Below are 22,963 nucleotides of genomic sequence, written 5' to 3' on the forward strand. Positions count from 1 at the left end.
GCTACTATCAAAAAAAAGACGCCAAGATGGCGAGCCCGGTTGAAGCATCCACAAGATGCCGATGCCCAGAAGTTCTGGCGATCCCACAACGGATTGGTTGGATGGAGGAAGACAAACAATGAATGCCCCGCTCGACGCAGGTCAGCGCGCTTCGCTCGAAGCCGCACTCGCTTCCGTCACGCTCGACGACAAATACACCCTCGAACGCGGTCGCGCGTACATGAGCGGCATCCAGGCGCTGGTGCGTCTGCCCATGCTGCAACAGGAACGCGACAAGGCCGCCGGTCTCAATACCGCGGGATTCATTTCCGGCTATCGCGGCTCGCCGCTCGGCGGTCTCGACCAGTCGCTCTGGAAAGCCAAAACGCATCTTGCCGGTCACGGCATCGTGTTTCAGCCCGGCGTGAACGAAGACCTCGCCGCGACCGCCGTGTGGGGCTCGCAGCAGGTGAATCTCTACCCGTCGGCGAAATGCGACGGCGTATTTTCGATGTGGTACGGCAAAGGCCCCGGCGTCGATCGCTGCGGCGACGTGTTCAAGCACGGCAACTCGGCCGGCTCCGCGCAGCATGGCGGCGTGCTCGTGCTCGCCGGCGACGACCACGCGGCCAAATCCTCCACGCTCGCGCATCAGTCCGAACACATCTTCAAGGCCTGCGGCCTGCCGGTGCTGTTCCCGTCGAACGTGCAGGAATATCTCGACTTCGGCCTGCACGGCTGGGCCATGAGCCGCTATTCCGGCCTGTGGGTCGCGATGAAATGCGTGACCGACGTGGTGGAATCGTCGGCTTCCGTGGAGATCGACCCGCATCGCACGAAAATCATCCTGCCCGAAGATTTCGCGATGCCCGAGGGCGGCCTGAACATCCGCTGGCCCGATCCGCCGCTCGTGCAGGAAGCGCGTCTGCTCGACTACAAGTGGTACGCGGCGCTCGCCTACGTGCGCGCCAACAAGCTCGACCGCATCGAGATCGATTCGCCGCACGCGCGCTTCGGCATCATGACCGGCGGCAAGGCGTATCTGGACGTGCGCCAGGCGCTCACCGACCTCGGCCTCGACGACGAAACCTGCGCGCGCATCGGCATTCGCCTGTACAAGGTCGGCTGCGTATGGCCGTTGGAGGCGCAAGGCGCGCAGGCATTCGCGCGCGGACTCGAGGAAATTCTCGTGGTCGAAGAAAAGCGCCAGATTCTCGAATACGCGATCAAGGAAGAGTTGTACAACTGGCCCGACGCGCAGCGCCCGCGCGTGTACGGCAAGTTCGACGAAAAGGACGGCGCGGGCGGCGAATGGTCGGTGCCGATGGGCAACTGGCTGCTGCCCGCGCACTACGAGCTTTCGCCCGCGATCATCGCCAAGGCGATCGCCACGCGGCTCGACAAGTTCGAGATGCCGTCCGACGTGCGCGCGCGCATCGCGGCGCGCGTCGCCGTGATCGAAGCGAAGGAGCGCGCGCTCGCCAGGCCGCGGGTACAGGCCGAGCGCAAGCCGTGGTTCTGCTCGGGCTGCCCGCACAACACGTCGACGAACGTGCCCGAAGGCTCGCGCGCGATGGCCGGCATCGGCTGCCACTACATGACCGTGTGGATGGATCGCGGCACCAGCACGTTCAGCCAGATGGGCGGCGAAGGCGTGGCGTGGGTCGGCCAGGCGCCGTTCACCAACGACAAGCACGTGTTCGCCAATCTCGGCGACGGCACTTACTTCCACTCGGGCCTGCTCGCGATTCGCGCGGCGATCGCGTCGAAGGCCAACATCACCTACAAGATCCTCTACAACGACGCCGTGGCGATGACGGGCGGTCAGCCCGTCGACGGCGTGCTGACCGTGCCGCAGATCACGCATCAGCTCGCCTCCGAAGGCGCGGCGAAGATCGTGATCGTCACCGACGAGCCCGGGAAGTACGAAGGCGAGCCCGCTTCCCGGCTCGCGCCCGGCGTGACGATTCATTATCGCGACACGCTCGATGCGATGCAGCGCGAACTGCGCGAGATTCCCGGCACGACGATCCTGATCTACGACCAGACCTGCGCCACGGAAAAGCGCCGCCGCCGCAAGCGCGGCGCATACCCCGATCCGGCGAAGCGCGTCGTCATCAACGAGGCCGTGTGCGAAGGTTGCGGCGATTGCTCGGTGCAGTCGAATTGCCTCTCCGTCGAGCCGCTCGACACCGAATACGGCACGAAACGCCAGATCAACCAGTCCACCTGCAACAAGGACTACTCGTGCGTGAAGGGCTTTTGCCCGAGCTTCGTCACGGTCGAAGGCGGCCAGTTGCGCAAACCCAGGCCCAGCAGCGTGGCCGACGAGGCGATGCCCGTCGTGCCCACGCCCGACGTGCCCGCCATCGCGCGCCCGTACGGCGTGCTTGTCACGGGCGTGGGCGGCACGGGCGTGGTGACGATCGGCGCCCTGCTCGGCATGGCCGCGCATCTGGAAGCCAAGGGCGTGACGGTGCTCGACGTGACCGGCCTCGCGCAGAAAGGCGGCGCGGTGATGAGCCACGTGCAGATCGCGCAGCGCCCCGACGACATCCACGCCACGCGCATCGCCATGGGCGAGGCGAATCTCGTGATCGGTTGCGACGCCATCGTCACGGCCGGCGACGATTGCGTTTCGCGCATGCAGGAAGGCGTCACGCACGTCGTGCTCAACAGCGCGCCCACGCCCACGGCCGAATTCATCAAGAATCCGCAGTGGCAATTCCCCGGCTCGAACACCGAAGCCGACGTGCGCGCGGCTGCCGGCAACGACAACGTCGCGACCGTCGACGCCAATCGCTACGCGCTCGCGCTGCTCGGCGACGCCATCTACACGAATCCGTTCGTGCTCGGCTATGCGTGGCAAAAGGGCTGGTTGCCGCTTACGCACGAGTCGCTCACGCGCGCGATCGAATTGAACGCGGTGCAGGTCGAGAAGAATCTCGCGGCCTTCGAGTGGGGACGTCGCGTGGCGCACGATCGCGCAGCCGTCGACCAGCTCGCGAAGAAGCCGCTGCCGCAGCAGAACGCCGACGCGGCGGGCGCGAAGATCGTCTCGCTGCACACGCCCAAGGCGCTCGACACGCTCGTGGAAAAGCGCGCGCAGTATCTCGCCGCCTATCAGAACGAAGCGTATGCGCGGCGTTATCGCGCGTTCGTCGACACGGTGCGCGCGGCCGAAGCGAAGCTCGACCGCCCCGATGGCCAGCAGGCGCTCACCGAAGCCGTGGCGAAGAATCTGCACAAACTGATGGCGTACAAGGACGAGTACGAAGTCGCGCGCCTCTACGCGGACCCGGCCTTCGTCGAGAAGATCAAGGCGAGCTTCGAAGGCGACTGGAAGCTCAACTTCCATCTCGCACCGCCTTCGTTCGCGAAGCACGACGACAACGGCAAGCTCGTGAAGAAGCAGTACGGCCCGCGCATGCTCGGCGCGATGCGCGTGCTCGCGAAGCTCAAGTTCCTGCGCGGCACGGCGCTCGATCCGTTCGGCCGCACCGAGGAACGCCGCCACGAACGCGCGATCATCGGCGAATACGAAGCGCTGATGCGCGAGGTGATCGGTGGCCTGAGCGACGCGAACCTGCCGCTCGCGCTCGAACTCGCGAACCTGCCCGACGCGATTCGCGGCTACGGCCACGTGAAGGAAAACAACCTCAAGGCCACGCGCGCGAAGTGGGCGGCGCTGCTCGCGAAATGGCGCTCGCCGGAAAACGGCGCGGCGCAGCGCGCGGCTTGATGCTTTTCTGACGCGCTAAGAATCAAGGGCGCTCCGGTCGAACGGAGCGCCCTTTTTTCCTCCGCTCTTCCGGGCGAAAAATGCGCGCGCTTACGCAGCGCCACGCGCAATGGCGCGCGTTACTTCGCGTTCGCGGCCTTCGCCACCGTTGCGTTGGCCGCGGCCACGGCCGTCATGTTGATGATGCGTCGCACCGTCGCGGCCGGCGTGAGAATGTGTACCGGCTTCGCCGCGCCCAGCAGGAACGGGCCGACCGTCACGCCTTCGCCGCCGATCGTCTTCAGCAGGTTGTACGCGATGTTGGCCGCTTCCACGTTCGGCATGATGAGCAGGTTCGCCTCGCCCGAAAGCGTCGTGCCGGGGAACGACTGCTTGCGGATCAGTTCCGAAAGCGCGGCGTCGCCGTGCATTTCGCCGTCCACTTCGAGCTGCGGCGCGCGCTGCGCGATCAACTCGCGCGCGGCCTGCATGCGCTGCGACGTCGAAGAACGCACGCTGCCGAAGTTCGACGACGAAAGCAACGCGACCTTCGGCGTAATGCCGAACTTCTCGATCTCGCGCGCGGCGAGAATCGTCATGTCGGCGAGTTGCTCGGCGCTCGGCACTTCGTTCACGTAGGTATCGCAGATGAACAGATTGCGGCCCGGCAGCATCAGCAGATTCATCGCCGCGAAGTTTTCTGCGTGATTCGCGAGGCCGATCACCTGCTCGATGTACTTGAGGTGCGTGTCGAAGCTGTTCACGAGGCCGCAGATCATGCCGTCCGCGTCGCCCAGATGCACGAGAATCGCGCCGATCAGCGTGTTGAACTTGCGCATCGCGGCCTTCGCGACCTCGGGCGTCACGCCGTGGCGCGCGCCGAGTTCGTGATACGCCTGCCAGCACTTCTGGTAGCGCGGATCGTCCTCGGGATCGACGATCTCGAAGTCGGTGCCGGCGCGCAGCTTCGAGCCCATCTTCTGCAAGCGCATTTCCACGACCGAAGGACGGCCGACGATGATCGGCCGGGCGATCTTCTCGTTGAGCACGAATTGCGCGGCGCGCAGCACGCGCTCGTCCTCGCCTTCGGCGAACACGATGCGCGCCGGACTCGACTTCGCGGCCGCGAACACGGGGCGCATGACCATGCCCGTGCGGTAGACCGTCGCGCCCAGTTCCTCGCGGTACGCGTCCATGTCCTGGATCGGGCGCGTGGCCACGCCAGAATCCATCGCGGCTTGCGCCACGGCCGGCGCGATCTTGATGATGAGACGCGGATCGAACGGCTTCGGAATCAGGTATTCCGGGCCGAATTCGAGCGAATGGCCTTCATACGCCTTCGCGACTTCGTCGCCCTGATCGGTCTCCTCCGCGAGTTCGGCAATCGCGCGCACGCACGCGAGCTTCATCTCTTCGGTGATGGTGGTCGCGCCCACGTCCAGCGCGCCGCGGAAGATGAACGGGAAGCACAGCACGTTGTTCACCTGGTTCGGGTAGTCCGAACGGCCGGTGGCGATGATCGCGTCGGGGCGCACCTTCTTCGCTTCTTCGGGGCGGATTTCCGGCTCCGGGTTCGCGAGCGCGAGAATCAGCGGCTTCGCGCCCATCTCCACGACCATCTCGGGCTTGAGCACGCCCGCGCTCGAGCAGCCTAGAAACACGTCGGCGCCCTTGATGGCGTCGCCGAGCGTGCGCGCCTGCGTGTTGGCCGCGTAGCGCTCCTTCGACGGATCGAGATTGCCGCGCCCTTCGTAGATCACGCCCTTCGAGTCCGTGACCAGCACGTTCGCTTTCTTCAGGCCGAGATTCACGAGCAGATCGAGACACGCGATGGCCGCCGCGCCCGCGCCCGAACACACGAGCTTCACTTCCTCCAGTTTCTTGCCGACCACTTTCAGGCCGTTGAGAATCGCCGCCGAAGCGATGATGGCCGTGCCGTGCTGATCGTCGTGGAAAACCGGAATCTTCATGCGCTCGCGCAGCTTCTTCTCGATGTAGAAGCACTCGGGCGCCTTGATGTCCTCCAGGTTGATGCCGCCGAGCGTGGGCTCGAGCATCGCGATGGCTTCGACGAGCTTGTCCGGGTCGGTTTCGGCGAGTTCGATGTCGAACACGTCGATGCCCGCGAACTTCTTGAAGAGGCAGCCCTTGCCTTCCATGACCGGCTTGGCCGCGAGCGGGCCGATGTTGCCGAGACCCAGAACGGCCGTGCCGTTCGTCACGACGCCGACGAGGTTCGCGCGCGAGGTGTACTTCTGCGCGTCGAGCGGCTCGTCGTAGATGGCCATGCACGCGGCCGCCACGCCCGGCGAATACGCAAGCGAGAGATCGAGCTGGTTCGACAGCGGCTTGGTCGGCGTGACCGAGATCTTGCCGGGCTTCGGATTCTGGTGATAAGCGAGCGCGCTTTGCTTCAGTTGTTCATCCATTTTCGGGCCTGCCAGGACGTGAGAGAAAGAGAATGTGTTTTATGTCATGACGCCGACGGTTCGCACCGCGCTCGCCAGGCAAACGGCGGCGATCCCGCTCATGCGAGGAAGCGCACGCACGAGCGGCAGCGAACCCGCGCAGCGCGAAAAACGCATCGCGCCGACACGGCACGACGACGCAATGACACGCTGTTAAGCACTGCTACGAACGGGTTACGGCGATCCGGCGGGGCGATTAGTGTACACCGCGCCCATGACGCGATTACCCCGGTCAAAGCCCAATAGCCGGCATTTGCGCGGGCGATGATGCGGCGCGTCAGCGCGATGGGAAGGACGAGGAAAAACGCGAAGCCGGCGCGATGCGCGAAGAACCGCGACGTTGCGCAACGCGGCAACGCACGGCGCGTGGATACTCTCGCACGCCTCGCCGAACGATGTTGCAGGGCAGCGCGGCCACGCCGGCGCCGCCGTACTATGCGCATGTGGCGATGCGTCGCGGCAAGCGTGGAAAATGCGGAAAACGCGAAGGCGCCGGCGCGCGGCGCCGACGTGTACGCCGTCAGTCGAGCGCGGCGCCGCGCCGCTCGGGAATCAGAAAAAGCGTGGCGAGGATGTCGAGCACGTAGATCGACGCGAGCATGCCGAGCGCCGCCGCGAACGAATAGCGCGCCGCCAGCGCGCCCACGGCGAGCGGCCCGAAGCCGCCCACGGCGCGCCCGATGTTGAACAGCACGTTCTGCGCGGTCGCGCGCGCGGCCGTGGGATACAACTCGGAGATGAGCGCGCCGTAACCGCCGATCATGCCGTTGACGAACACGCCCATGAGCGCGCCGCCGATCAGCAACGCGAACGGCGTCGCCAGATGCGCGTAGACGAACACCATCGCCACGGCGCCCGCCTGATAGAACAGAAACGCGGGGCGCCGGCCGAAGCGGTCGGCGGCCATGCCGAACAGCCAGATGCCGAGCGCCATGCCCGCGACCGTCGCGGCGGTCCAGAGGCCCGACTTCGTGAGCGAATAGCCGAACGACCTGGAGAGATACGCGGGCAGCCAGATCATGAGCCCGTAGTAGCCGAAATTCTGCACCGAGCACAGCACGGCCACGCCCAGACTCGCGCGCGCCGTGCGCGCATCGGCCACGAGCAGGCGCAGCGCCCGCGGCTGCTCGTGCCGTGCGGCGCGCGCCACGCGCTCGCGATGTGCGACGAACATTTCCGGCTCGGGCACGCGGCGGCGCACCGCGAACGACACGACGGCGGGCAGCAAGCCGATCGCGAACATGCCGCGCCAGCCGATCGCGGGCAAGAGCGCCGGCGTGAGCAAGGCGGCCGCGAGCACGCCGAGCTGCCAGCCCAAACCGACATACGACGACGCCCGCGCGCGCAGGCGCGCCGGCCAGGTCTCCGCGACCAGCGCCATGCCGATGCCGAATTCGCCGCCCAGACCAATGCCCGCGATGGTCCGGTAGACGAGCAGATCGGCGTAGCCGCGCGCGAGCGCGCACAGCCCCGTGAACACCGCGAACAGCAGAATGGTCCAGGTCAGCACGCGCACGCGCCCGTAGCGATCGCTCAACGTTCCGAACACGATGCCGCCCGCCACGGCGCCCACGAGCGTCCACGTGACGAGGCCGCCCGCCTGCGCGCCGGACAAATGCAGATCGGCGCTGATCGCGGGCAGCATGAAGCCGAGCATCAGCAGATCGAAGCCGTCCATCGCGTAACCGAGCACCGAGGCGACGAGCGCGCGCAAGGCGTGGCCGCGCGGGGCGTCGGAGGCAGCGGGCGTGGGAACGGCGGTCATGGCGGAAACGTCCTGGAGGCGGAAAAAGCGCGAAATCGGCAAAAAGCGCGCAATAGAGCGCACAGAGCGCGAACCGGCGCACCGAATACGCCGTTTTAAATCGAACTCGACCGGGCGCGCCTGGGTGCGCGTGAGTGTAAAGGCGCGCGCGAGCCGTCACAACCGCGAAAACAAATGCGGGACGATGCGCGGTTGCGTGAGGCCGCGCCGCCCGCGATCGCGCCTGGTTTGCGCGCGGCGCGGGCGCGGCACGGACGCGAGCCGGGCGCTCGCCGTGGTCCCGCCGACTCGTCGGCGTCCGTCAAGTCAGGTAAAATACCGGCCTACGCGCGCAAGAGAAGCCGCCTGGACCGAGCGAGTCGCTCTGACACACGTTGTCGGGCGATCGGCGCCCCGGGCCGCGCATCGCGGAACACGCCGAAGCAGGCTTTCGGCCCGCCGTGCCAGCGCCACCGGGCCACGCGCCCACCCTCCTCCCGCTTTCATACCCAAGGATTCGCCCATGACAGGCTACGATCGCCAGACGATCTCGGACACGACCGCCAAGATGCTGCTCGAAGTGCAAGCCGTACACTTCAATGCCGAAAAGCCCTTCATCTTCACTTCCGGCTGGGCGAGCCCGGTCTATATCGACTGCCGCAAGCTGATCTCGTATCCGCGCGTGCGCCGCGGCCTCATGGAAATGGCGGAGGCGACCATTCTGCGCGACGTCGGCTACGAGCAGATCGACGCCGTTGCCGGCGGCGAAACCGCGGGCATTCCGTTCGCCGCGTGGCTCTCCGACCGCCTGATGGTGCCGATGCAGTACGTGCGCAAGAAGCCGAAGGGTTTCGGCCGCAACGCGCAGATCGAAGGTCTGCTCACCGAAGGCCAGCGCGTGCTGCTCGTGGAAGACCTCACCACGGACAGCCGCAGCAAGATCAACTTCATCAACGCGCTGCGCACGGCGGGCGCGCAGGTGAACCACTGCTTCGTGCTGTTCCACTACAACATCTTCAAGGAAAGCGTTTCGGTCCTGAAGGACATCGACGTGGACCTGCACGCACTCGCAACGTGGTGGGACGTGCTGCGCGTCGCGAAGGAATCGGGCTATTTCGAAACCAGGACGCTCGACGAAGTGGAAAAATTCCTGCACGCACCGGCCGAATGGTCGGCGGCGCACGGCGGCGCGACGGCCGCACCGCAATAAGCGCGGCGCCGCATCGGCAAAAAGGCCATCTGCTTTTCGGCAGATGGCCTTTTTTATTGCGTCGCGCCCTGCATGGGTATTGACGCTTGCATGCGCGGCGCCGGCCGCGGTCAATGCGGCAGCGATTCGACTTCGCCGTCGTCGGGCGTATGCGAAGAGAGATTGAGCAAGCCGTTGCTCTGTGCATACTGAAAAAGCTCGGAGTCGCGATCGAGTCCGAGTTTGCGCATTGCAGTATTTTTTTGCGTACTAATCGTCTTAATGCTTCGATTGAGTTTTTCGGATATTTCTTTAATCGTCATCCCTGAAACAAAGAGCCGCACGACTTCAAGCTCGCGTTTCGAGAGAATCACTTCATCGGTTTTTCCGCCGCTATTGATGCGCAATTGATCGAGCGCGACTTTCACCTGCGGGCTCATGTATTCGATGTTGCGGCTCACGTGCTGCACGGCGAGTCCGATATGGCTCAAATCGTCGGATTTGTGGACGACGGCGATCACGCCGAGTTCGCCGAGGCGCTTGAGCAGCGCGGCGTTCTCCAGCATGGTCAGAACTACGATGGGAATGGCGGGAAAGTTGCGCCGCAAATAGCCGATGAGCGGCAGCCCGTCGCCGTATTGGCCGCCTGGCATGGCGAGATCGGTCACTAGCACGTCGCACGGCACGGCCTGCAACGCCTTCACGAGTTCGGTGGACTGGCGCGCACGGCCGACGACCTGAATGCCGGGGAAATTGAGCAGTGCGTGTTCAGCACCAAACAAGATCACCGGATGATCGTCGGCGACTACGACCCTGATTGGTTGCTGCATCACCCCTCCATGTAGGCAAATATTGACTTCTCCGGCGCGCGGCCGACCCCGATTTCACCTCTTTCCGACGCGCGACAACTCCAACGCCCGACCTGGAGAACTCTCAACTATAGCCCAATTCGCCGCTCGCTCTGAACGCATTCAAGCAAAGCTTTCGCTTATATATCGCTATATTGAATCAAATTCGACCGAAAGCACAAATTAAAACGTTCCTTCGGACCTTTGTAGTCCGAATTTCACAAATACGTAAGAGAAATCACTAATGCGCACTCCCAAATTTTCAGACATCCAGAGCTTGCGGGCCGCGTTCGCTTCCTTGCTGGCAATCACGCTTGCTTTATCGACGGTCCCGGTCGGCGCGGGCGAAGCCTTCACGGTGTCGAGCAGCGATTTTGCCGACGGCGGCAAGGTCGGCGTGCGGCAAGTGTTCAACGCGGCGGGCTGCAACGGCGCGAACCGCTCGCCCGCCCTGTCGTGGCGTCACGCGCCGGCGGGCACGCGCAGCTTTGCCGTGACGATCTTCGACCGCGACGCGCCGGGCCGCGGCTGGTGGCACTGGGCCGTCGCCAATCTGCCCGCGAATCTGACCGGTCTGCCCGAAAACGCGAGCGCCTCGGGCGCGTTGCGCGCGCTGGGCGCGGTCGAGGCGCGCAGCGACTTCGACGTGGACGGTTACGGCGGCCCATGCCCGCCGCCGGGCAATCCGCATCGCTACGTGATCACCGTCTACGCGTTGCGCGTCGACACGCTTGCGCTGGCGCAAGGCCGTCCCGCCGCGCTGTTCGATCGCGAGATCGGCGGCGCGGTGCTTGGCCGCGCGCAGCTCCAGGTGACGTACAGCCGCTAGGCGCGGCGGATTATATCGTGGGAGGAATAAGCGCCCGCGATCTTCGCGTGCAGCCTTGCGTCACATGCCGTTGCGCGGAAATGATTAAGATGAAGCCTCGCTGCTCGCAGCGCCGTTCGCATCGTCCACATCCCTTTTTGCGGAGTGCTCCATGTCCCGAATCGTCATTGCCTATCACAGCGGCTACGGCCACACGAAGAAACTCGCGGAAAGCGTGCTCGAGGGCGCGGCGGGCGCGGGCGCCGATGCGAAACTGATCGCGGTCGACGGGATCGACGACGCGGGCTGGGCCGAGCTGGACGCGGCCGACGCCATCGTGTTCGGCGCGCCGACGTACATGGGCGGGCCGTCCGCGCAGTTCAAGACGTTCGCCGATGCGAGTTCGAAGGCGTGGTTCACGCAAAAGTGGAAAGACAAGATCGCGGCGGGCTTCACGAATTCGGCGACCATGAACGGCGACAAATTCTCGACGATCCAGTATTTCGTCACGCTGGCGATGCAGCACGGCATGATCTGGACGGGCACGGGCATGATGCCCGCGAACACCAAGGCCGCCACGCGCAACGACATCAACTTCGTGGGCGGCTTCGCGGGGCTGCTCGCGCAGTCGCCGGCCGACGCCACGCCCGAGGAAGGCCCGCTGCCCGGCGACCACGAAACGGCGCGCGCGTTCGGCGTGCGGGTGGCCGCCGTCACCGAACGCTGGCTCGCCGGACGCACGGCCGCTGCCTGACGCCTGACGCCGGACGCTGGCTCGCCGGACGCACGGCCGCTGCCTGGCGCCTGTGCCGCCCAAACCAACGCGGGGCGCGGACGGCGTGCGCAGCGTGTGGCCGGGCGGCGTGGGCGGCGCGGGCAAATTCACGCGGCGCGACCTGGCCTTACGGGTAAGCCCCGATTTTTTCGCGGCACGTTCGCGCACGCGTTCCTGCGAGGTCTTAAAATACCGTTCCGGCGCGGCTCGGCCGCGCCCGCGTTTGCAAACCGCTCGCCTGTGTCGACGCCTCCGCCAGCGCACGTTTGCAACCCCGAATCCCGCGTTCAGAGAGATTGAGATGAGCACGAAAGTTTTTGTCGACGGACAGGAAGGCACGACTGGCCTGAAGATTTTCGAATACCTGTCGCCGCGCACCGACGTCGAGATCCTGCGTATCGACGACGCCAGGCGCAAGGACGTCGAGGAACGCCGCCGTCTCATCAACGCTTCGGACGTCACGTTCCTGTGCCTGCCCGATGTCGCCTCGCGCGAGTCGGCGGCGCTCGTCGACAACGACCGCACGGTGCTGATCGACGCCAGCACGGCCTTCCGCACGCACGCCGACTGGGCCTACGGCCTGCCCGAACTCACCAAAACGCAGCGCGAGAAGGTGCGCCAGGCGAAGCGCATCGCCGTGCCGGGCTGCCACGCTTCGGCGTTCGTGCTGGCCATGCGCCCGCTCGTGGAAGCCGGGCTGGTCGCGCCGGACTTCGCCGCGCACGCCTATTCGCTCACGGGCTACAGCGGCGGCGGCAAGAAGATGATCGCGGAGTACGAAGCCGGCGGCAACGCGAAGCTCATGAGCCCGCGCCCCTACGCGCTCGGCCTCACGCACAAGCACCTGCCGGAAATGGCGTTCCACGGCGCGTTGACCGGCGCACCGGTTTTCACGCCCATCGTCGGGCCGTTCTACAAGGGTCTCGCGGTTACGACCTATTTTTCGCGCAAGCAGCTCGCGCGCAGCGCGAAACCGCAGGACGTGCTCTCGCTTTACGCCGAATACTATGCGGGCGAGCCGTTCGTGCGCGTGGCGCCGTTCGACGCCGAAGCCAACCTCGACGCCGGCATGTTCGACGTGCAGGCCAACAACGACACCAATCGCGTCGATCTGTTCGTGTTCGGTAACGACGAGCAGTTCGTGACTGTCGCGCGGCTGGACAATCTCGGCAAGGGCGCCTCGGGCGCGGCGATCCAGTGCATGAATCTCGCGATCGGCGCGGCGGAAAATACCGGCCTCGCCGGGTGAATCGCTTCGCACAAACGCAAAAGCCGGCTTGAGAGCCGGCTTTTTTCATCGTCTGGCGAAATGTCGCAACACTGTTGCAAATCGCTGGACGAAAAAAAGCCCGCCAATGGTTGGCGGGCTGAATCCATATCAGAGGAGACATGGAGGAGACAGGAACCAGTATAGCGACTAGCGTGATGCGATGCAACATGTAAAGTAGGGAGCGCCCTAAATGTCGCTTTCTCGCAACATCGTCATTGGCCTGTCATCGAAAGAATGAGCATGAGCTGATCGAGGCCGACGGGCCGCACCAGATGCACGTCGAAGCCTGCGGCAAGCGCCGCGTCGCGGTGGCGCGATTCGCCCCAGCCGGCCAGCGCGATCAGCATCGGCGCTTGCGGCATGGACGAGGGCGCCGGCGTTGCCGCGCGCAGCGCCCGCACGATCGTGCCGGGGTCGTCCCCGGCGAGCGAGAGCGCGACGATGGCCACCGCCGGCGCCTGCCGTGCGGCGGCCGCGAGCGCTTCGTCGAGCGTGCGCGCGAGCGTGACCGCATAGCCGAGATCGGTCAGCAAGGTGCCGAGGCCGGTGAGCGACTTCTCGTCGTTATCGGCGATCAGGATGTGCGCGGCCACTTTCCTGCTCCCGCGCGAGGTGCCGCCGTCGTCGTTGCCACGTTGATCGGCCTTTGGTGACGCAGCCGCGACCGGAGCCGGGAATCGGCTCCGTCATCCGGTGCGATGCGCCCCATTTTCCACAGACGTCATCCCGCTATTTGTGCGTCAGCGCGCGGTCATCGGTACTTTCGCGTGCGAAAGATCAAAAAAGCGCCGATTTCCGCAGCCAGGGCCGTCCTTCGCCGGATTCCGCCCTTCTCAGCGCTTCTCGGCGCTTCGATCGCCATCTCACCGGCCCGCCCGCCGCGCGTCACTTAAGCGCCCGATTTCCGCAGCTAGGGCCGTCCTTCGCCGGATTCAGCGCTTCTCAGCCTTCTCAGCCTTCTCAGCCTTCTCGGCCTTCTCGCCCTTCTCAGCCCTCCGATCGCCGTCTCACCGGCCCGCCCGCCGCGCCGCCACTTTGCCGAGCACGGCGAAATCGCGCTCGCCGTCGCCGTGCGCCACGGCTTCGATCAGGCTGTCACGCACGACGCTCGCCACCGGCAGCGGCGTCGAGACGGCGTCGGCGGCCGCGAGCGCGAGCCGCACGTCCTTCAAGCCGAGGCGCGCCTTGAACAGCGCCGGCTCGTAGCGGCCTTCGGCGATCATGCCGCCATAGCCCGCATAGACCGGCCCCGGAAACGGGCCGCCCGTCACGACGTCGAGGAAATCGCGCATCGCGACGCCGTAACCGCCGAGCAGCGCCGCCGCTTCGCCGAGCGATTCCACCGCCGAGGCCAGCATGAAGTTCGCGGCCAGCTTCATCACGTTCGCGTGCTGCGGTTCATCGCCGACGCGCCATGTTTTCTGGCCGATCACGTCGAACAGCGGCTGCACGCGGTCGATCGCGGCGCTCGCGCCCGCCGCCATGATGGTGAGCTTCGCGGCCTGCGCGGCGTCGGGGCGGCCGAGCACGGGCGCCGCCACGTATTGCACGCCGCGTTCGGCGTGTTCCTTCGCGAGCGTTTGCGCGAGCGCGACCGAAATCGTCGCCATGTTCACGTGTACGAGGCCGTGCGGCGCCTGGTCCAGCAAGGCGGCGTCGATCACTTCGCGCAGCGCCGCGTCGTCGGCGAGCATGGAAATGACGGCGTCGCCGCCGAACGCTTCGGCGGGCGTGGCGGCCACGCGCGCGCCGGCCCCGGCAAGCGCCTCCGCCTTCGCCGCCGTGCGGTTCCACACGCGCACCGTATGCCCCGCCTTGAGCAGATTGCCGACCATCGCGCCGCCCATTTCACCGAGACCGATAAATCCGATATCCATTGCACGCTCCTTGCGCTTTCGTTGAACTGTCGACGGCGCGTCGCTCGTTCGCGCCATCGACGGGAAAACGAGCAGTACAGCACAACGCGCGCCGCCGCGCTGAGGCGCGGGCGCGGGCGTTGGCGTTGGCGTTGGCGTTGGCGTTGACGTTGGCGTTGACGTTGGCGTTGGCGTTGGCGCTGGCGTTGAAGTTGACGTTGGCTTCGACACCACACGTCGGCAGGCGCAGGCGCGCGGTGCGATACTGCGTCGATGGTCACCGCCACCTTCCGCTTCTACGAGGAACTCAACGATTTCCTTGCGCGCCCGCTGCGCCAGCGCGACTTCTCGTGCGCCTGCGCGAGCGGCGCCACCGCGAAGCATATGATCGAGGCGCTCGGCGTGCCGCACACCGAAGTCGAGCTTATTCTCGTGAACGGCGAGTCGGTGGGCTTCGAGCACGCGCTCGCGGAAGGCGACCGCGTCGCCGTGTACCCGACATTCGAGGCGCTCGACATCCGCCCGCTCCTGCGCGTGCGCGAGGCGCCGCTGCGCGAGCCGCGCTTTATCGCCGATGCGCATCTGGGCGGCCTCGCGCAACAGTTGCGTCTCGCGGGTTTCGACACGCTCTACGACAACCATTTCGCCGACGACGAGATCGAAGCGCTGGCCGCCGCCGAGCATCGCATCGTGCTCTCGCGCGACCGCGAACTGCTCAAGCGGCGCGGCATCACGCACGGCTGCTACGTGCGCGCGCTCAAACCGCACGCGCAGGCGCGCGAAATCTTCGAGCGGCTCGATCTCGCGGCGAGCGCGCGGCCGTTCCGGCTGTGTCTGCTGTGCAACGCGCCGCTGCGCGAAATCGCGCGAGAAGCCGTGCGCGAGCGCGTGCCCGAGGGCGTGTTCGCTCGCCAGACGCGGTTCGTGACCTGCGACGTCTGCCATCGCGTGTTCTGGGAAGGATCGCACTGGCGGCGCATGCGCGCGCTCGTCGACAGCCTGACGCGCGATACGGCCGAAGCCGCCGAAGCCACGAACGCCGGTCACGAAACCGGCGCGCGATAACAGCTATAAGCGGCTATAACCGCACGCGATAAGCGGACACGATAAGCGGACCGCCAGGCAGGAAAAGCGCGGTACACCAAAGCCGCGATGGACGCAGGCGGGCGATTGCGTACAATTCGCGCCACGCATTCCACCGGAGCACGACACATGGCCATGAAGAAAACCGACCTTGAAAAGAACAAGGCGCTAAAACTGATGCAGGCGACGCACAAGGCAGGCCCCGACCGCTTCGGCAAGGGTTCCGAGCAGCCCGCCGCGCTCGATCGCCGCGAACAGCGCAAGCTGGATCAGGCGCAAGGCCTCGTGCCGTTCGCGTGCAAGCTCAACGCCGACCTCGTCGCCAAGCTCAAGGCGCGCGCGGAAAACCATCCTGGCGGCGTCAACGCGCTGGTCGGCGAACTGCTCGAAGCGGCGCTCGCAAACGGCGCGTCGTGATCGACACGCCTCGCGCCGCACTTCCCGCGGACGAAAAAAAAGCCAGAGCATTGCTCTGGCTTTTTTCGTGGCGCGGCAACGCTTAGTTCTGCGTGCCCTTGTCCGACGTGCCGGCGGCCGACGCGCTGTCCGAAACGGCGGCGCGCTTGCCGTGATGCTTGAGCGTCTTGTGCTGCTTCTTGGCCTTGGCCGGCGCGCTGGCCGCGGCCGGCGCCGTTGCCGCGGCGCCCGATGCGTCTTGTGCGAAAGCTTGAGCCGAAATCAGTGCGACGGATGCTGCGATGAGCGAGGCGATAATCTTCTTCATCTGTTGTTCCCCAAACCTGACAAATTGACGGCACGTTGTGAATTGAACAGCGCAAGTCGCGAAACCGCCCGTTGGCCGATCTGACGGGCATTTCGCGCGAGCAGTATTACGCAGCGTAGGGCGTTTGTCATCTCCAAATTCACCGTCGATGCCACGGATGAGACGGGGGTATTTTCGGGGGGACAACCGGCTTTCAGTTCGGCTACGATCGGTATTTCCGCGTTCGTTTTCCGCCGGGCAATCCCGCCGCCGTTCTTCCCGAGTTTTTCGCTTGAAATCCGCCACCCGCCGCCACCTGCGCGCCAATCTGCTGATGCTGGCCGCCGCTCTCATCTGGGGTTCGGCGTTCGTCGCCCAGCGCCTGAGCCTCGACGCCATCGGCCCGTTTCTTTTCACCGGCATCCGCTTTCTGCTGGGCGCGGCCGTCGTTTCGGCGTTCGTATTCGCGCGGCGGCGCGGGCCGGCGGCCAGCGCCGCCCCGCTTTTCGACGCGGCGCTGCTGCGCCCGGGCGCGCTGCTCGGCGTGGTGCTCGCGGTCGCGATCTCGCTTCAGCAAATCGGGCTCGGCTATACGAAAATTGCCAATGCGGGTTTCATCAGCTCGCTTTACGTCGTGATCGTGCCGGTTCTGGGCGTATTCCTGCGGCATCGCACCGGCGCGGGAACGTGGCTCGGTGCGGCGCTCGCGGCCATCCGGCTCTATTTCCTGAGCATCAACGAACACTTTTCGGTGATGTACGGCGATGGGTTCCAGCTCGGTTGCGCGCTCGTGATTTCCGTGCAGGTGATACTCGTAGGCCGCTATGCGCCGCGTCACGATCCGCTCGCGCTTTCGATCGCGCAATTCGTGGCGTGCGGTGCGGTGTGCCTCGCCATCGGGCTGGCGTGCGAACCGCTGCGTCTCGCCGATATCGTCCGCGCCGCGCCGACGATTCTCTATGGCGGCGCGCTCTCGGTGGGCGTCGGCTATACGCTGCAAGTCGTCGCGCAACGCGACGCCGCGCCGGCGCACGCGGCCGTCATCTTCAGCATGGAAGGCGTGTTCGCGGCGCTCGCGGGTTGGGCCGCGCTCGGCGAAACGCTCACGTTGCGCGCGCTCGGCGGCTGCGCGCTCATGCTCGCCGGCCTGCTCGCCTGCCAGTTGCTGCCCGCTTGGCAAGCGCGTGTGCGCGCGCGGCAAGCCACCGCTCAACCCGCCGAAACCGCCTGAACACGCGACTTCGGCGCATCTCAAACCCCCCGCATTCGACCGCGCGACCGCAACTTTTGCCCTGCGGCTTGCCTGCAATAAAAAGTAAAAATTCGTAAAATTTAATCGGTAAGTGCTGATTAAAGAGTGCCGTATGCGCTGGGCTGTCCTGCTTCTCTTTCTGCTGTGCGCGATTTACACGCACTGGCGCGGCAAGGCGCGCCACGGCAGTTTCTTCCGTCAACTCGGCGATCATTCCACTTTCATGGCGCCGCTGAACGGCTTTGCCTACGGGTTTTCGGCGGTGCCGAACACGCCGTTTATCTCGACGTCGTATTTCCCCGAACTCGCGCTGCTGAAATCGGAATGGCGCACGTTTCGCGAAGAAGCGCTCGCGCTTCAGGACGCAAGCCGCATTCAGGCCGCGGAAAAATATAACGACATCGGTTTCAATTCGTTTTTCCGCACGGGCTGGAAGCGGTTTTATCTGAAGTGGTACGACCATCCGCATCCGTCGGCGGCGGCGCTCTGCCCGCGCACGATCGAAATCTTGCAGCGCATTCCTTCGGTGAAGGCCGCGATGTTCGCCATGTTGCCCGCCGGCGGCTCGCTCAATCCGCATCGCGATCCGTTCGCGGGATCGCTGCGCTACCATCTCGGCCTGATCACGCCCAACGACGACCGTTGCGCGATCGTCGTCGACGGCATTCCGTACGCGTGGCGCGACGGCGAGGACGTGGTGTTCGACGAGACGTATCTGCACCACGCCGCCAATGGCACCGCGCAGGACCGCATCATTCTCTTCTGCGACATCGAGCGGCCGATGAAGTATCGCTGGGCGCAGGCGTTCATCGACGCAGTCGGCCATGTGTTGATGCGCGCGGCCGCTTCGCCGAACGAAACCGGCGACCGCACGGGCGGGCTCAATCACGCATTCCGTTACCTGTATTCGGTGCGGCTCGCGGGCAAGCGTTTGAAGGCGTGGAATCGCACCGTGTATTACGTCGTGAAGTGCGTACTGTTCGGCGGCATTGCGCTGGCGATTCTTTGGCACTGAACTGCGGCACTGAACTTTGTGCACTGAGTTGCGGTACTGAGTTGCGATACTGAGCTTTGCGCGCCGGGTTCAAACACGGGCGCGCCGCCGCGCCGTTTCCGCCCAAAGCGATCCCGACGAAAAGCGCCGCCCACGAGCGGCTTTTTTTTCGTGTGGATAAGCCGTGCGCATGCCGCTTTCACGCGAGTTATTCACGCGCACCTCTGGACAACCTGGGGATGACCTGGCGAACGACTTGTGGATCTATTCTTGATAACTCCGCGACCGGTGCGAACGCGCGAAAAGTTATCCCCGTTGCGCAAAATGCGTACAGCGATTGTCCGCATGGCTGTCCGTTTCGCATCGAATTGAAGCGCCACGCAATTTCCGGGTTGTCCACATGTCATCCCAGGGCTTGTTAACTGCTACTACTTATAAATATAAATACTCATATGAGTATGAAGACAACGCTGCCGCTCGCTGCGCTCGCGTGCTGCGCATTCGCGCGGCGTTGCGGTTCACGCGCCCGATGCGCCGCCCACACCGGCGAGAAAACGCGGCACGCCCAGCAGCGCGCGCCGCGCGATCGAGCGGCGAATCGCGTGCGGCTTGCCCGAGAACGTCAGCGTTTCGCTTGCGCAATGCACGCGGCCATCGTGTATGCATGCCCACGCGAAGCAATGGGTCGCTGTCACGACGGCGCCTGGTTCTTCGTCGTCTGGAAGCACGCCGATGCAGGCGAGCGCCACGCAAGCGCCCTGCGCGGGCGCTGCGCGTTGCGCCAGCGCGCCTTGTGCCGCTTCGCGCGCGACAGCCTCGCTGACCGCGCCATGGCGCGCGAGGGTCGGCATCCGCACGCCGGGCAGCGCGGCGAAGGCGGCTTGCGTGTACGCGACGTAGCCGAGATCGAGACAACGCCGCGCGCCCGCATGCTCGGCGAGCATCATGCCGATGGCGCCCCCCGTGGCCGTTTCCACGTTCACGAGCACGAGCGAGCGCGACATCAAATAGCCGGCGATCTGCTTCGACACATTCATCGCATCTTCATCCGAATAACCGAAACGCCGAGTGTCGCACGCCGCTTTGCGCACTTATCCTGCGCACACGTTCGACGCGCGCCGCCATGAAAAAAGGCGTGCTTTGGAACAAAGCACGCCTTGCTGCAACAAGAGAACGACTGCGCGAAACGCTATGCGCCCGCCATCATCTTTTCGATGAGCGGTTCGAGATGGCGCAAGCCGACGGTTGCGGGCTCGGCCTCGACCACGCCGAAGCATTCGGTGCGGCGCGGCGCCGGATCGACGAGAAAATTGCGCGCGTGCTGCCCGTGGCGCGCAGGCGGCAACAGGCGCTCCGGCGGAATCACCTCGAACGCCGTGCCGACCGCGACGAAGATGTCGTCGTCGGTCATCGCGCGCTGGATGCGCCAGAGCGTTTCGTATTCGGGCGCGGCTTCGTTGAAGAACACCACGCCGGGCTTCACGCCCTCGAACTGGCCGCACGAAGGGCACGCGGCCTGCGGATCGAGGCCCGGCCCCGAGGCGGGAAAGCGGTAGTCGCAGTCGGTACATAGCAGCGAGATCATGTCGCCGTGCAGATGCGTGACCTGGCGCGCGCCGGCCTGTTCGAGCATGTCGTCGATATTCTGCGTGACGAGATGCACGCGCTCCGTGCCCCACGCGTCCTGCCATTGCGCGAGCAGGCGATGCGCTTCGTTGGGCCGCGCGCCGCCGCATTCGGCGATGCGCTGGTTGTAGAAGCGGAACACCGCGGGCCGGTTGCGGCGCCAGGTGAGGTAGTTGCAGACTTCGTCGATGCTCGCGTGCGACCAGATGCCGTCGCCGGTGCGAAACGTGGAAATGCCGCTTTCCGCCGAAAGCCCCGCGCCGGAAAACACGAAGAGTCGCGGCGGCCTTGCGCGGCCGGCGGCGGTGGAAAGGCGTTGCGAGTCGGGCACGGGCGTCTCCTGAAGGCGTTGGCCGCCATTATGGCGCGAGCCGGCGCTTCGCGGATGTCGCGCGCGGAACGTCTGCGCGTGCCTGAGGCCTGAGAACGCCTGAGAGCGCGTGCGCGGCGCTCGCGGCGAGCCGGTGATGCTCCGGGGCGTCCGGGATCGCGCGAACGCCGCCTGGACGCTTACAGACGCTTTGGCGCGTTTCGCGCGCGGCGCGGGTCCGGGCGCGGGGCTGGCCGCAAAAACGCCGCGCAATAAAAACGCCGGACGGTTGTCCGGCGCTTCTTCGCCCTTCCAATGGTAATTGGAATTAGGAACGTTTCCGCTTTGAGCCCTGCACGGAATGACTTACGAATCATGAAGTTACAGCCGGCGTAAACGCTTTATCCCGTTTCTGCGGCTTCAGGTTGGGGAGGAAAATGACACTTCCCCTTGGGCAGAGTGGTCTGGAAATAGAAACGTTTACGCTCACGGGTGCCCACCTGCCACGTCTATACGTGGCCTTAGTTCCAGGCGGCGACCAACCGCACGATAGACGCGCGTCCTCGTTCAAGGTGTCTTGAGAATCCATGGCCGTATTGCTTCCTCCACGACGCGCTGCAGGTCGGCGAATGCCGTTTGGAAGAACTCACGGGTTGCGGAATGCCTAACAGAGCGCAGCGCAGCGTGTGCAGCTCGTTCAGCTGCTAGGCCCTCAGCAACCGGCCACGCACGGACAACTTCAAATGGCGAAGGCGTCGCTGTCGTGGAAGAAAGCTCGCGCGCGCGAACCTCTGGGTCACGGTCCGTGAATCCCACCTTGTACAGATTTTCAAGATGGGCCTGACAGCGCATGATGTACACATAAGCGCCGTGCATTCCTGAAGCTGTCGCTTTGGATTCAGACGCCTCGGCTGAAACCGGGAGAACGACATCTAACGGCTCAGGTACGCTTACTTCTGGCTGTTTCGCCATACGCCGACGATATTCCTCGATGCGGCGGCGAGCGTCAGCGAGCGATGCCTTCACATAGATAGTCTTGATTTCAGATGGGGCCGGCCGGTCCTTATGTCGAACGTGTGCACGCACCCAAGTACGGCCAACGACCGGGAGACCCTCGGCATCTTTGCCGGTTTGGTCGGGGTCCTGCAATGCACGCCAAAACCCGTCCACAGCAATCTGAAACTGCGGCGGACTGAACACGCGGCCCGGAACGGGCTCCGACTCTGGACGTACTATGCGAATGGCGGAGATGTTGCGAAACTGCTTGCGATGCGACATCGGCGCGCGTTCGATTTCCCGACGCTTGGACAAAGGTAACTTCGCGATTCGAGTCTCGCGCTTCTCGGTCTTAACGAGAGTAACTTTTGCGTCGAGATAGGCGGGGAGCAGAGTAAGCGTTTTGGCCATCTCCCACACAGTGCTGTATCTGTCCAGTTGGTCGACCATATTGCGGAAGCCAGGGTTGTCCTCCGATATATCGCCGGCAAAGGCAGCAAACACGTCAGTTTTCGTATCCCAGCGGTCACCCATGTCGCGAAAGAAGCACCTTTCCGAAAAGCTTCGGTTTTTCAAGTTGAAGCGCACCGCGGCTAGCGAAGGTAGCAGGTCGCTTCCCTCTATGACGACGATTCGATTGTCACCATACGCCTCACGGCGTAACGCTTCACTATCAAGAAGTGTTCGCTTCTCTGGCCGCACCTCAAGTTCCGCGCCGAGTTCGCTTTCGAGCTCAGACATCGTATGAAGCTCAGGTTGCTCTGCCAGCGAAAGCAGCATCGTCAGCTCATCTCCGCGCCGAATCAAGCTTGCAGCGCGAAATCCGAACGATGGCGCATCCTGCGTCGACAAAAGCAACGCGCTAGGAGCATCGCTCGAATTTACGTTGTATATGAAGCCTTCAGTCAGCGTGTACCCGAGCGCCAGACTCGATACTGGAGTGTTCGCATCGGTGATGAATTCGAGGAAGTCTTCGAAGCTTACGATGAAGTCTCTTTCGGGGAAGAGGCGATAGGGTTGCCCCGGGCGCGCACGGACGAAAAAATCACGGCACACCTGGAAGCTAGTGGGGAGACCTTGTGGTCCCATCTGCGTTTCGCGATTTTGATAGTCGCGCTGAAACTCGCGCAGTGCCTCGTCGGCGATAAGCCCAGCGCCGGCTTCCAGCTGCGCTTTAAAGATAGCGAGCTCGCCTTCGTACATCTTGCGAATTTCGGGCGGAACGACAAATGTTCTCGTCGTCTTTGAAAGGCTACTCGATGACCGGCCAACAGTGGCCGGCAAAGGTAGTCCGGTTTTCTTCCGTTCTGCCATGCTCCGCCTCTCTGTAGATTGCAGCGT

General features: G+C 64.7%; 18 protein-coding genes. 9 read left to right on the top strand and 9 right to left on the bottom strand.

The genetic code is table 11. From position 1 onward, the window contains the following. The first annotated feature begins 118 nt into the window (after positions 1-118). Positions 119-3,721 carry an indolepyruvate ferredoxin oxidoreductase family protein gene (locus U5805_RS17815; RefSeq protein ID WP_322104813.1) on the top strand — a complete coding sequence of 1,201 codons (3,603 nt, stop codon included), beginning with the start codon at positions 119-121 and terminating at the stop codon, positions 3,719-3,721. Between the two features lie 119 nt (positions 3,722-3,840). Here the strand turns inward: U5805_RS17815 and U5805_RS17820 are convergent, their stop codons facing one another. Next, positions 3,841-6,129, bottom strand: a complete 2,289-nt coding sequence (locus U5805_RS17820; protein WP_322104814.1) for an NADP-dependent malic enzyme — start codon at positions 6,127-6,129, stop codon at positions 3,841-3,843. 559 nt (positions 6,130-6,688) lie between these two features. After that, a complete protein-coding gene (locus U5805_RS17825) occupies positions 6,689-7,933 on the bottom strand; it encodes an MFS transporter (protein WP_322104815.1) in 1,245 nt (414 codons plus the stop codon). 502 nt (positions 7,934-8,435) lie between these two features. On the opposite strand from U5805_RS17825, the gene U5805_RS17830 reads away from it, so the two are divergent. After that, on the top strand, positions 8,436-9,122 hold the full coding sequence (locus U5805_RS17830; protein WP_322104816.1) for an orotate phosphoribosyltransferase: 687 nt from the start codon (positions 8,436-8,438) through the stop codon (positions 9,120-9,122). Positions 9,123-9,232: 110 nt separating this feature from the next. On the opposite strand, the gene U5805_RS17835 is transcribed toward U5805_RS17830, so the two are convergent. Continuing rightward, a complete protein-coding gene (locus U5805_RS17835; protein ID WP_322104817.1) occupies positions 9,233-9,931 on the bottom strand; it encodes a response regulator transcription factor in 699 nt (232 codons plus the stop codon). Positions 9,932-10,193: 262 nt separating this feature from the next. On the opposite strand from U5805_RS17835, the gene U5805_RS17840 reads away from it, so the two are divergent. The 3 genes from U5805_RS17840 (at position 10,194) to argC (ending at position 12,781) form a co-directional block, all read left to right on the top strand. Beyond that, positions 10,194-10,778, top strand: a complete 585-nt coding sequence (locus tag U5805_RS17840) for a YbhB/YbcL family Raf kinase inhibitor-like protein (RefSeq protein ID WP_322104818.1) — start codon at positions 10,194-10,196, stop codon at positions 10,776-10,778. 151 nt (positions 10,779-10,929) lie between these two features. Beyond that, positions 10,930-11,511, top strand: a complete 582-nt coding sequence (locus tag U5805_RS17845) for a flavodoxin family protein (protein ID WP_322104819.1) — start codon at positions 10,930-10,932, stop codon at positions 11,509-11,511. 322 nt (positions 11,512-11,833) lie between these two features. Further along, positions 11,834-12,781, top strand: a complete 948-nt coding sequence (argC, locus tag U5805_RS17850; RefSeq protein WP_322104820.1) for an N-acetyl-gamma-glutamyl-phosphate reductase — start codon at positions 11,834-11,836, stop codon at positions 12,779-12,781. 233 nt (positions 12,782-13,014) lie between these two features. Here argC and U5805_RS17855 read toward each other — a convergent pair whose 3' ends face one another. Beyond that, positions 13,015-13,395: a response regulator gene (locus tag U5805_RS17855; RefSeq protein WP_322104821.1), complete on the bottom strand. Its 381-nt coding sequence runs from the start codon at positions 13,393-13,395 to the stop codon at positions 13,015-13,017. A gap of 414 nt (positions 13,396-13,809) precedes the next feature. Beyond that, positions 13,810-14,679 (bottom strand): NAD(P)-dependent oxidoreductase, encoded by an 870-nt coding sequence (locus tag U5805_RS17860; RefSeq protein ID WP_322104822.1) that lies wholly within the window; start codon positions 14,677-14,679, stop codon positions 13,810-13,812. Between the two features lie 252 nt (positions 14,680-14,931). Between U5805_RS17860 and U5805_RS17865 the strand changes: the two genes are divergently transcribed. Continuing rightward, a complete protein-coding gene (locus U5805_RS17865; protein ID WP_322104823.1) occupies positions 14,932-15,723 on the top strand; it encodes a Mut7-C RNAse domain-containing protein in 792 nt (263 codons plus the stop codon). Between the two features lie 147 nt (positions 15,724-15,870). Then, positions 15,871-16,158 carry a hypothetical protein gene (locus tag U5805_RS17870; protein WP_322104824.1) on the top strand — a complete coding sequence of 96 codons (288 nt, stop codon included), beginning with the start codon at positions 15,871-15,873 and terminating at the stop codon, positions 16,156-16,158. 82 nt (positions 16,159-16,240) lie between these two features. Here the strand turns inward: U5805_RS17870 and U5805_RS17875 are convergent, their stop codons facing one another. Next, positions 16,241-16,465 (bottom strand): hypothetical protein, encoded by a 225-nt coding sequence (locus U5805_RS17875; RefSeq protein ID WP_322104825.1) that lies wholly within the window; start codon positions 16,463-16,465, stop codon positions 16,241-16,243. A 271-nt stretch (positions 16,466-16,736) separates the two neighbouring features. On the opposite strand from U5805_RS17875, the gene U5805_RS17880 reads away from it, so the two are divergent. Both U5805_RS17880 and U5805_RS17885 read left to right on the top strand, forming a co-directional pair. Continuing rightward, entirely contained in the window at positions 16,737-17,675 is a 939-nt protein-coding gene (locus tag U5805_RS17880) for a DMT family transporter (RefSeq protein WP_322104826.1), read from the top strand. A gap of 133 nt (positions 17,676-17,808) precedes the next feature. Next, a complete protein-coding gene (locus U5805_RS17885; protein WP_322104827.1) occupies positions 17,809-18,711 on the top strand; it encodes an aspartyl/asparaginyl beta-hydroxylase domain-containing protein in 903 nt (300 codons plus the stop codon). A gap of 497 nt (positions 18,712-19,208) precedes the next feature. Here U5805_RS17885 and U5805_RS17890 read toward each other — a convergent pair whose 3' ends face one another. The 3 genes from U5805_RS17890 to U5805_RS17900 all read right to left on the bottom strand — a co-directional run bounded on the left by U5805_RS17890 (position 19,209) and on the right by U5805_RS17900 (position 22,936). After that, positions 19,209-19,727 (bottom strand): CinA family protein, encoded by a 519-nt coding sequence (locus U5805_RS17890; RefSeq protein WP_322104828.1) that lies wholly within the window; start codon positions 19,725-19,727, stop codon positions 19,209-19,211. Between the two features lie 152 nt (positions 19,728-19,879). Next, complete coding sequence (locus U5805_RS17895) at positions 19,880-20,647, bottom strand: SIR2 family NAD-dependent protein deacylase (protein WP_322104829.1); 768 nt, start codon at positions 20,645-20,647, stop codon at positions 19,880-19,882. Positions 20,648-21,193: 546 nt separating this feature from the next. Then, a complete protein-coding gene (locus U5805_RS17900) occupies positions 21,194-22,936 on the bottom strand; it encodes a GIY-YIG nuclease family protein (RefSeq protein WP_322104830.1) in 1,743 nt (580 codons plus the stop codon). Positions 22,937-22,963: the final 27 nt, after the last annotated feature.

The sequence above is a fragment of the Paraburkholderia sp. J41 genome, assembly GCF_905220235.1.
GTDB lineage: Bacteria > Pseudomonadota > Gammaproteobacteria > Burkholderiales > Burkholderiaceae > Paraburkholderia.

Bases quoted from the DNA above. Each gene is read 5' to 3' on its own strand.
- U5805_RS17815 (WP_322104813.1), top strand. From the start codon at position 119: ATGAATGCCCCGCTCGACGCAGGTCAGCGCGCTTCGCTCGAAGCCGCA.
- U5805_RS17820 (WP_322104814.1), bottom strand. From the start codon at position 6,129: ATGGATGAACAACTGAAGCAAAGCGCGCTCGCTTATCACCAGAATCCG.
- U5805_RS17825 (WP_322104815.1), bottom strand. From the start codon at position 7,933: ATGACCGCCGTTCCCACGCCCGCTGCCTCCGACGCCCCGCGCGGCCAC.
- U5805_RS17830 (WP_322104816.1), top strand. From the start codon at position 8,436: ATGACAGGCTACGATCGCCAGACGATCTCGGACACGACCGCCAAGATG.
- U5805_RS17835 (WP_322104817.1), bottom strand. From the start codon at position 9,931: ATGCAGCAACCAATCAGGGTCGTAGTCGCCGACGATCATCCGGTGATC.
- U5805_RS17840 (WP_322104818.1), top strand. From the start codon at position 10,194: ATGCGCACTCCCAAATTTTCAGACATCCAGAGCTTGCGGGCCGCGTTC.
- U5805_RS17845 (WP_322104819.1), top strand. From the start codon at position 10,930: ATGTCCCGAATCGTCATTGCCTATCACAGCGGCTACGGCCACACGAAG.
- argC (WP_322104820.1), top strand. From the start codon at position 11,834: ATGAGCACGAAAGTTTTTGTCGACGGACAGGAAGGCACGACTGGCCTG.
- U5805_RS17860 (WP_322104822.1), bottom strand. From the start codon at position 14,679: ATGGATATCGGATTTATCGGTCTCGGTGAAATGGGCGGCGCGATGGTC.
- U5805_RS17865 (WP_322104823.1), top strand. From the start codon at position 14,932: ATGGTCACCGCCACCTTCCGCTTCTACGAGGAACTCAACGATTTCCTT.
- U5805_RS17870 (WP_322104824.1), top strand. From the start codon at position 15,871: ATGGCCATGAAGAAAACCGACCTTGAAAAGAACAAGGCGCTAAAACTG.
- U5805_RS17875 (WP_322104825.1), bottom strand. From the start codon at position 16,465: ATGAAGAAGATTATCGCCTCGCTCATCGCAGCATCCGTCGCACTGATT.
- U5805_RS17885 (WP_322104827.1), top strand. From the start codon at position 17,809: ATGCGCTGGGCTGTCCTGCTTCTCTTTCTGCTGTGCGCGATTTACACG.
- U5805_RS17890 (WP_322104828.1), bottom strand. From the start codon at position 19,727: ATGAATGTGTCGAAGCAGATCGCCGGCTATTTGATGTCGCGCTCGCTC.
- U5805_RS17900 (WP_322104830.1), bottom strand. From the start codon at position 22,936: ATGGCAGAACGGAAGAAAACCGGACTACCTTTGCCGGCCACTGTTGGC.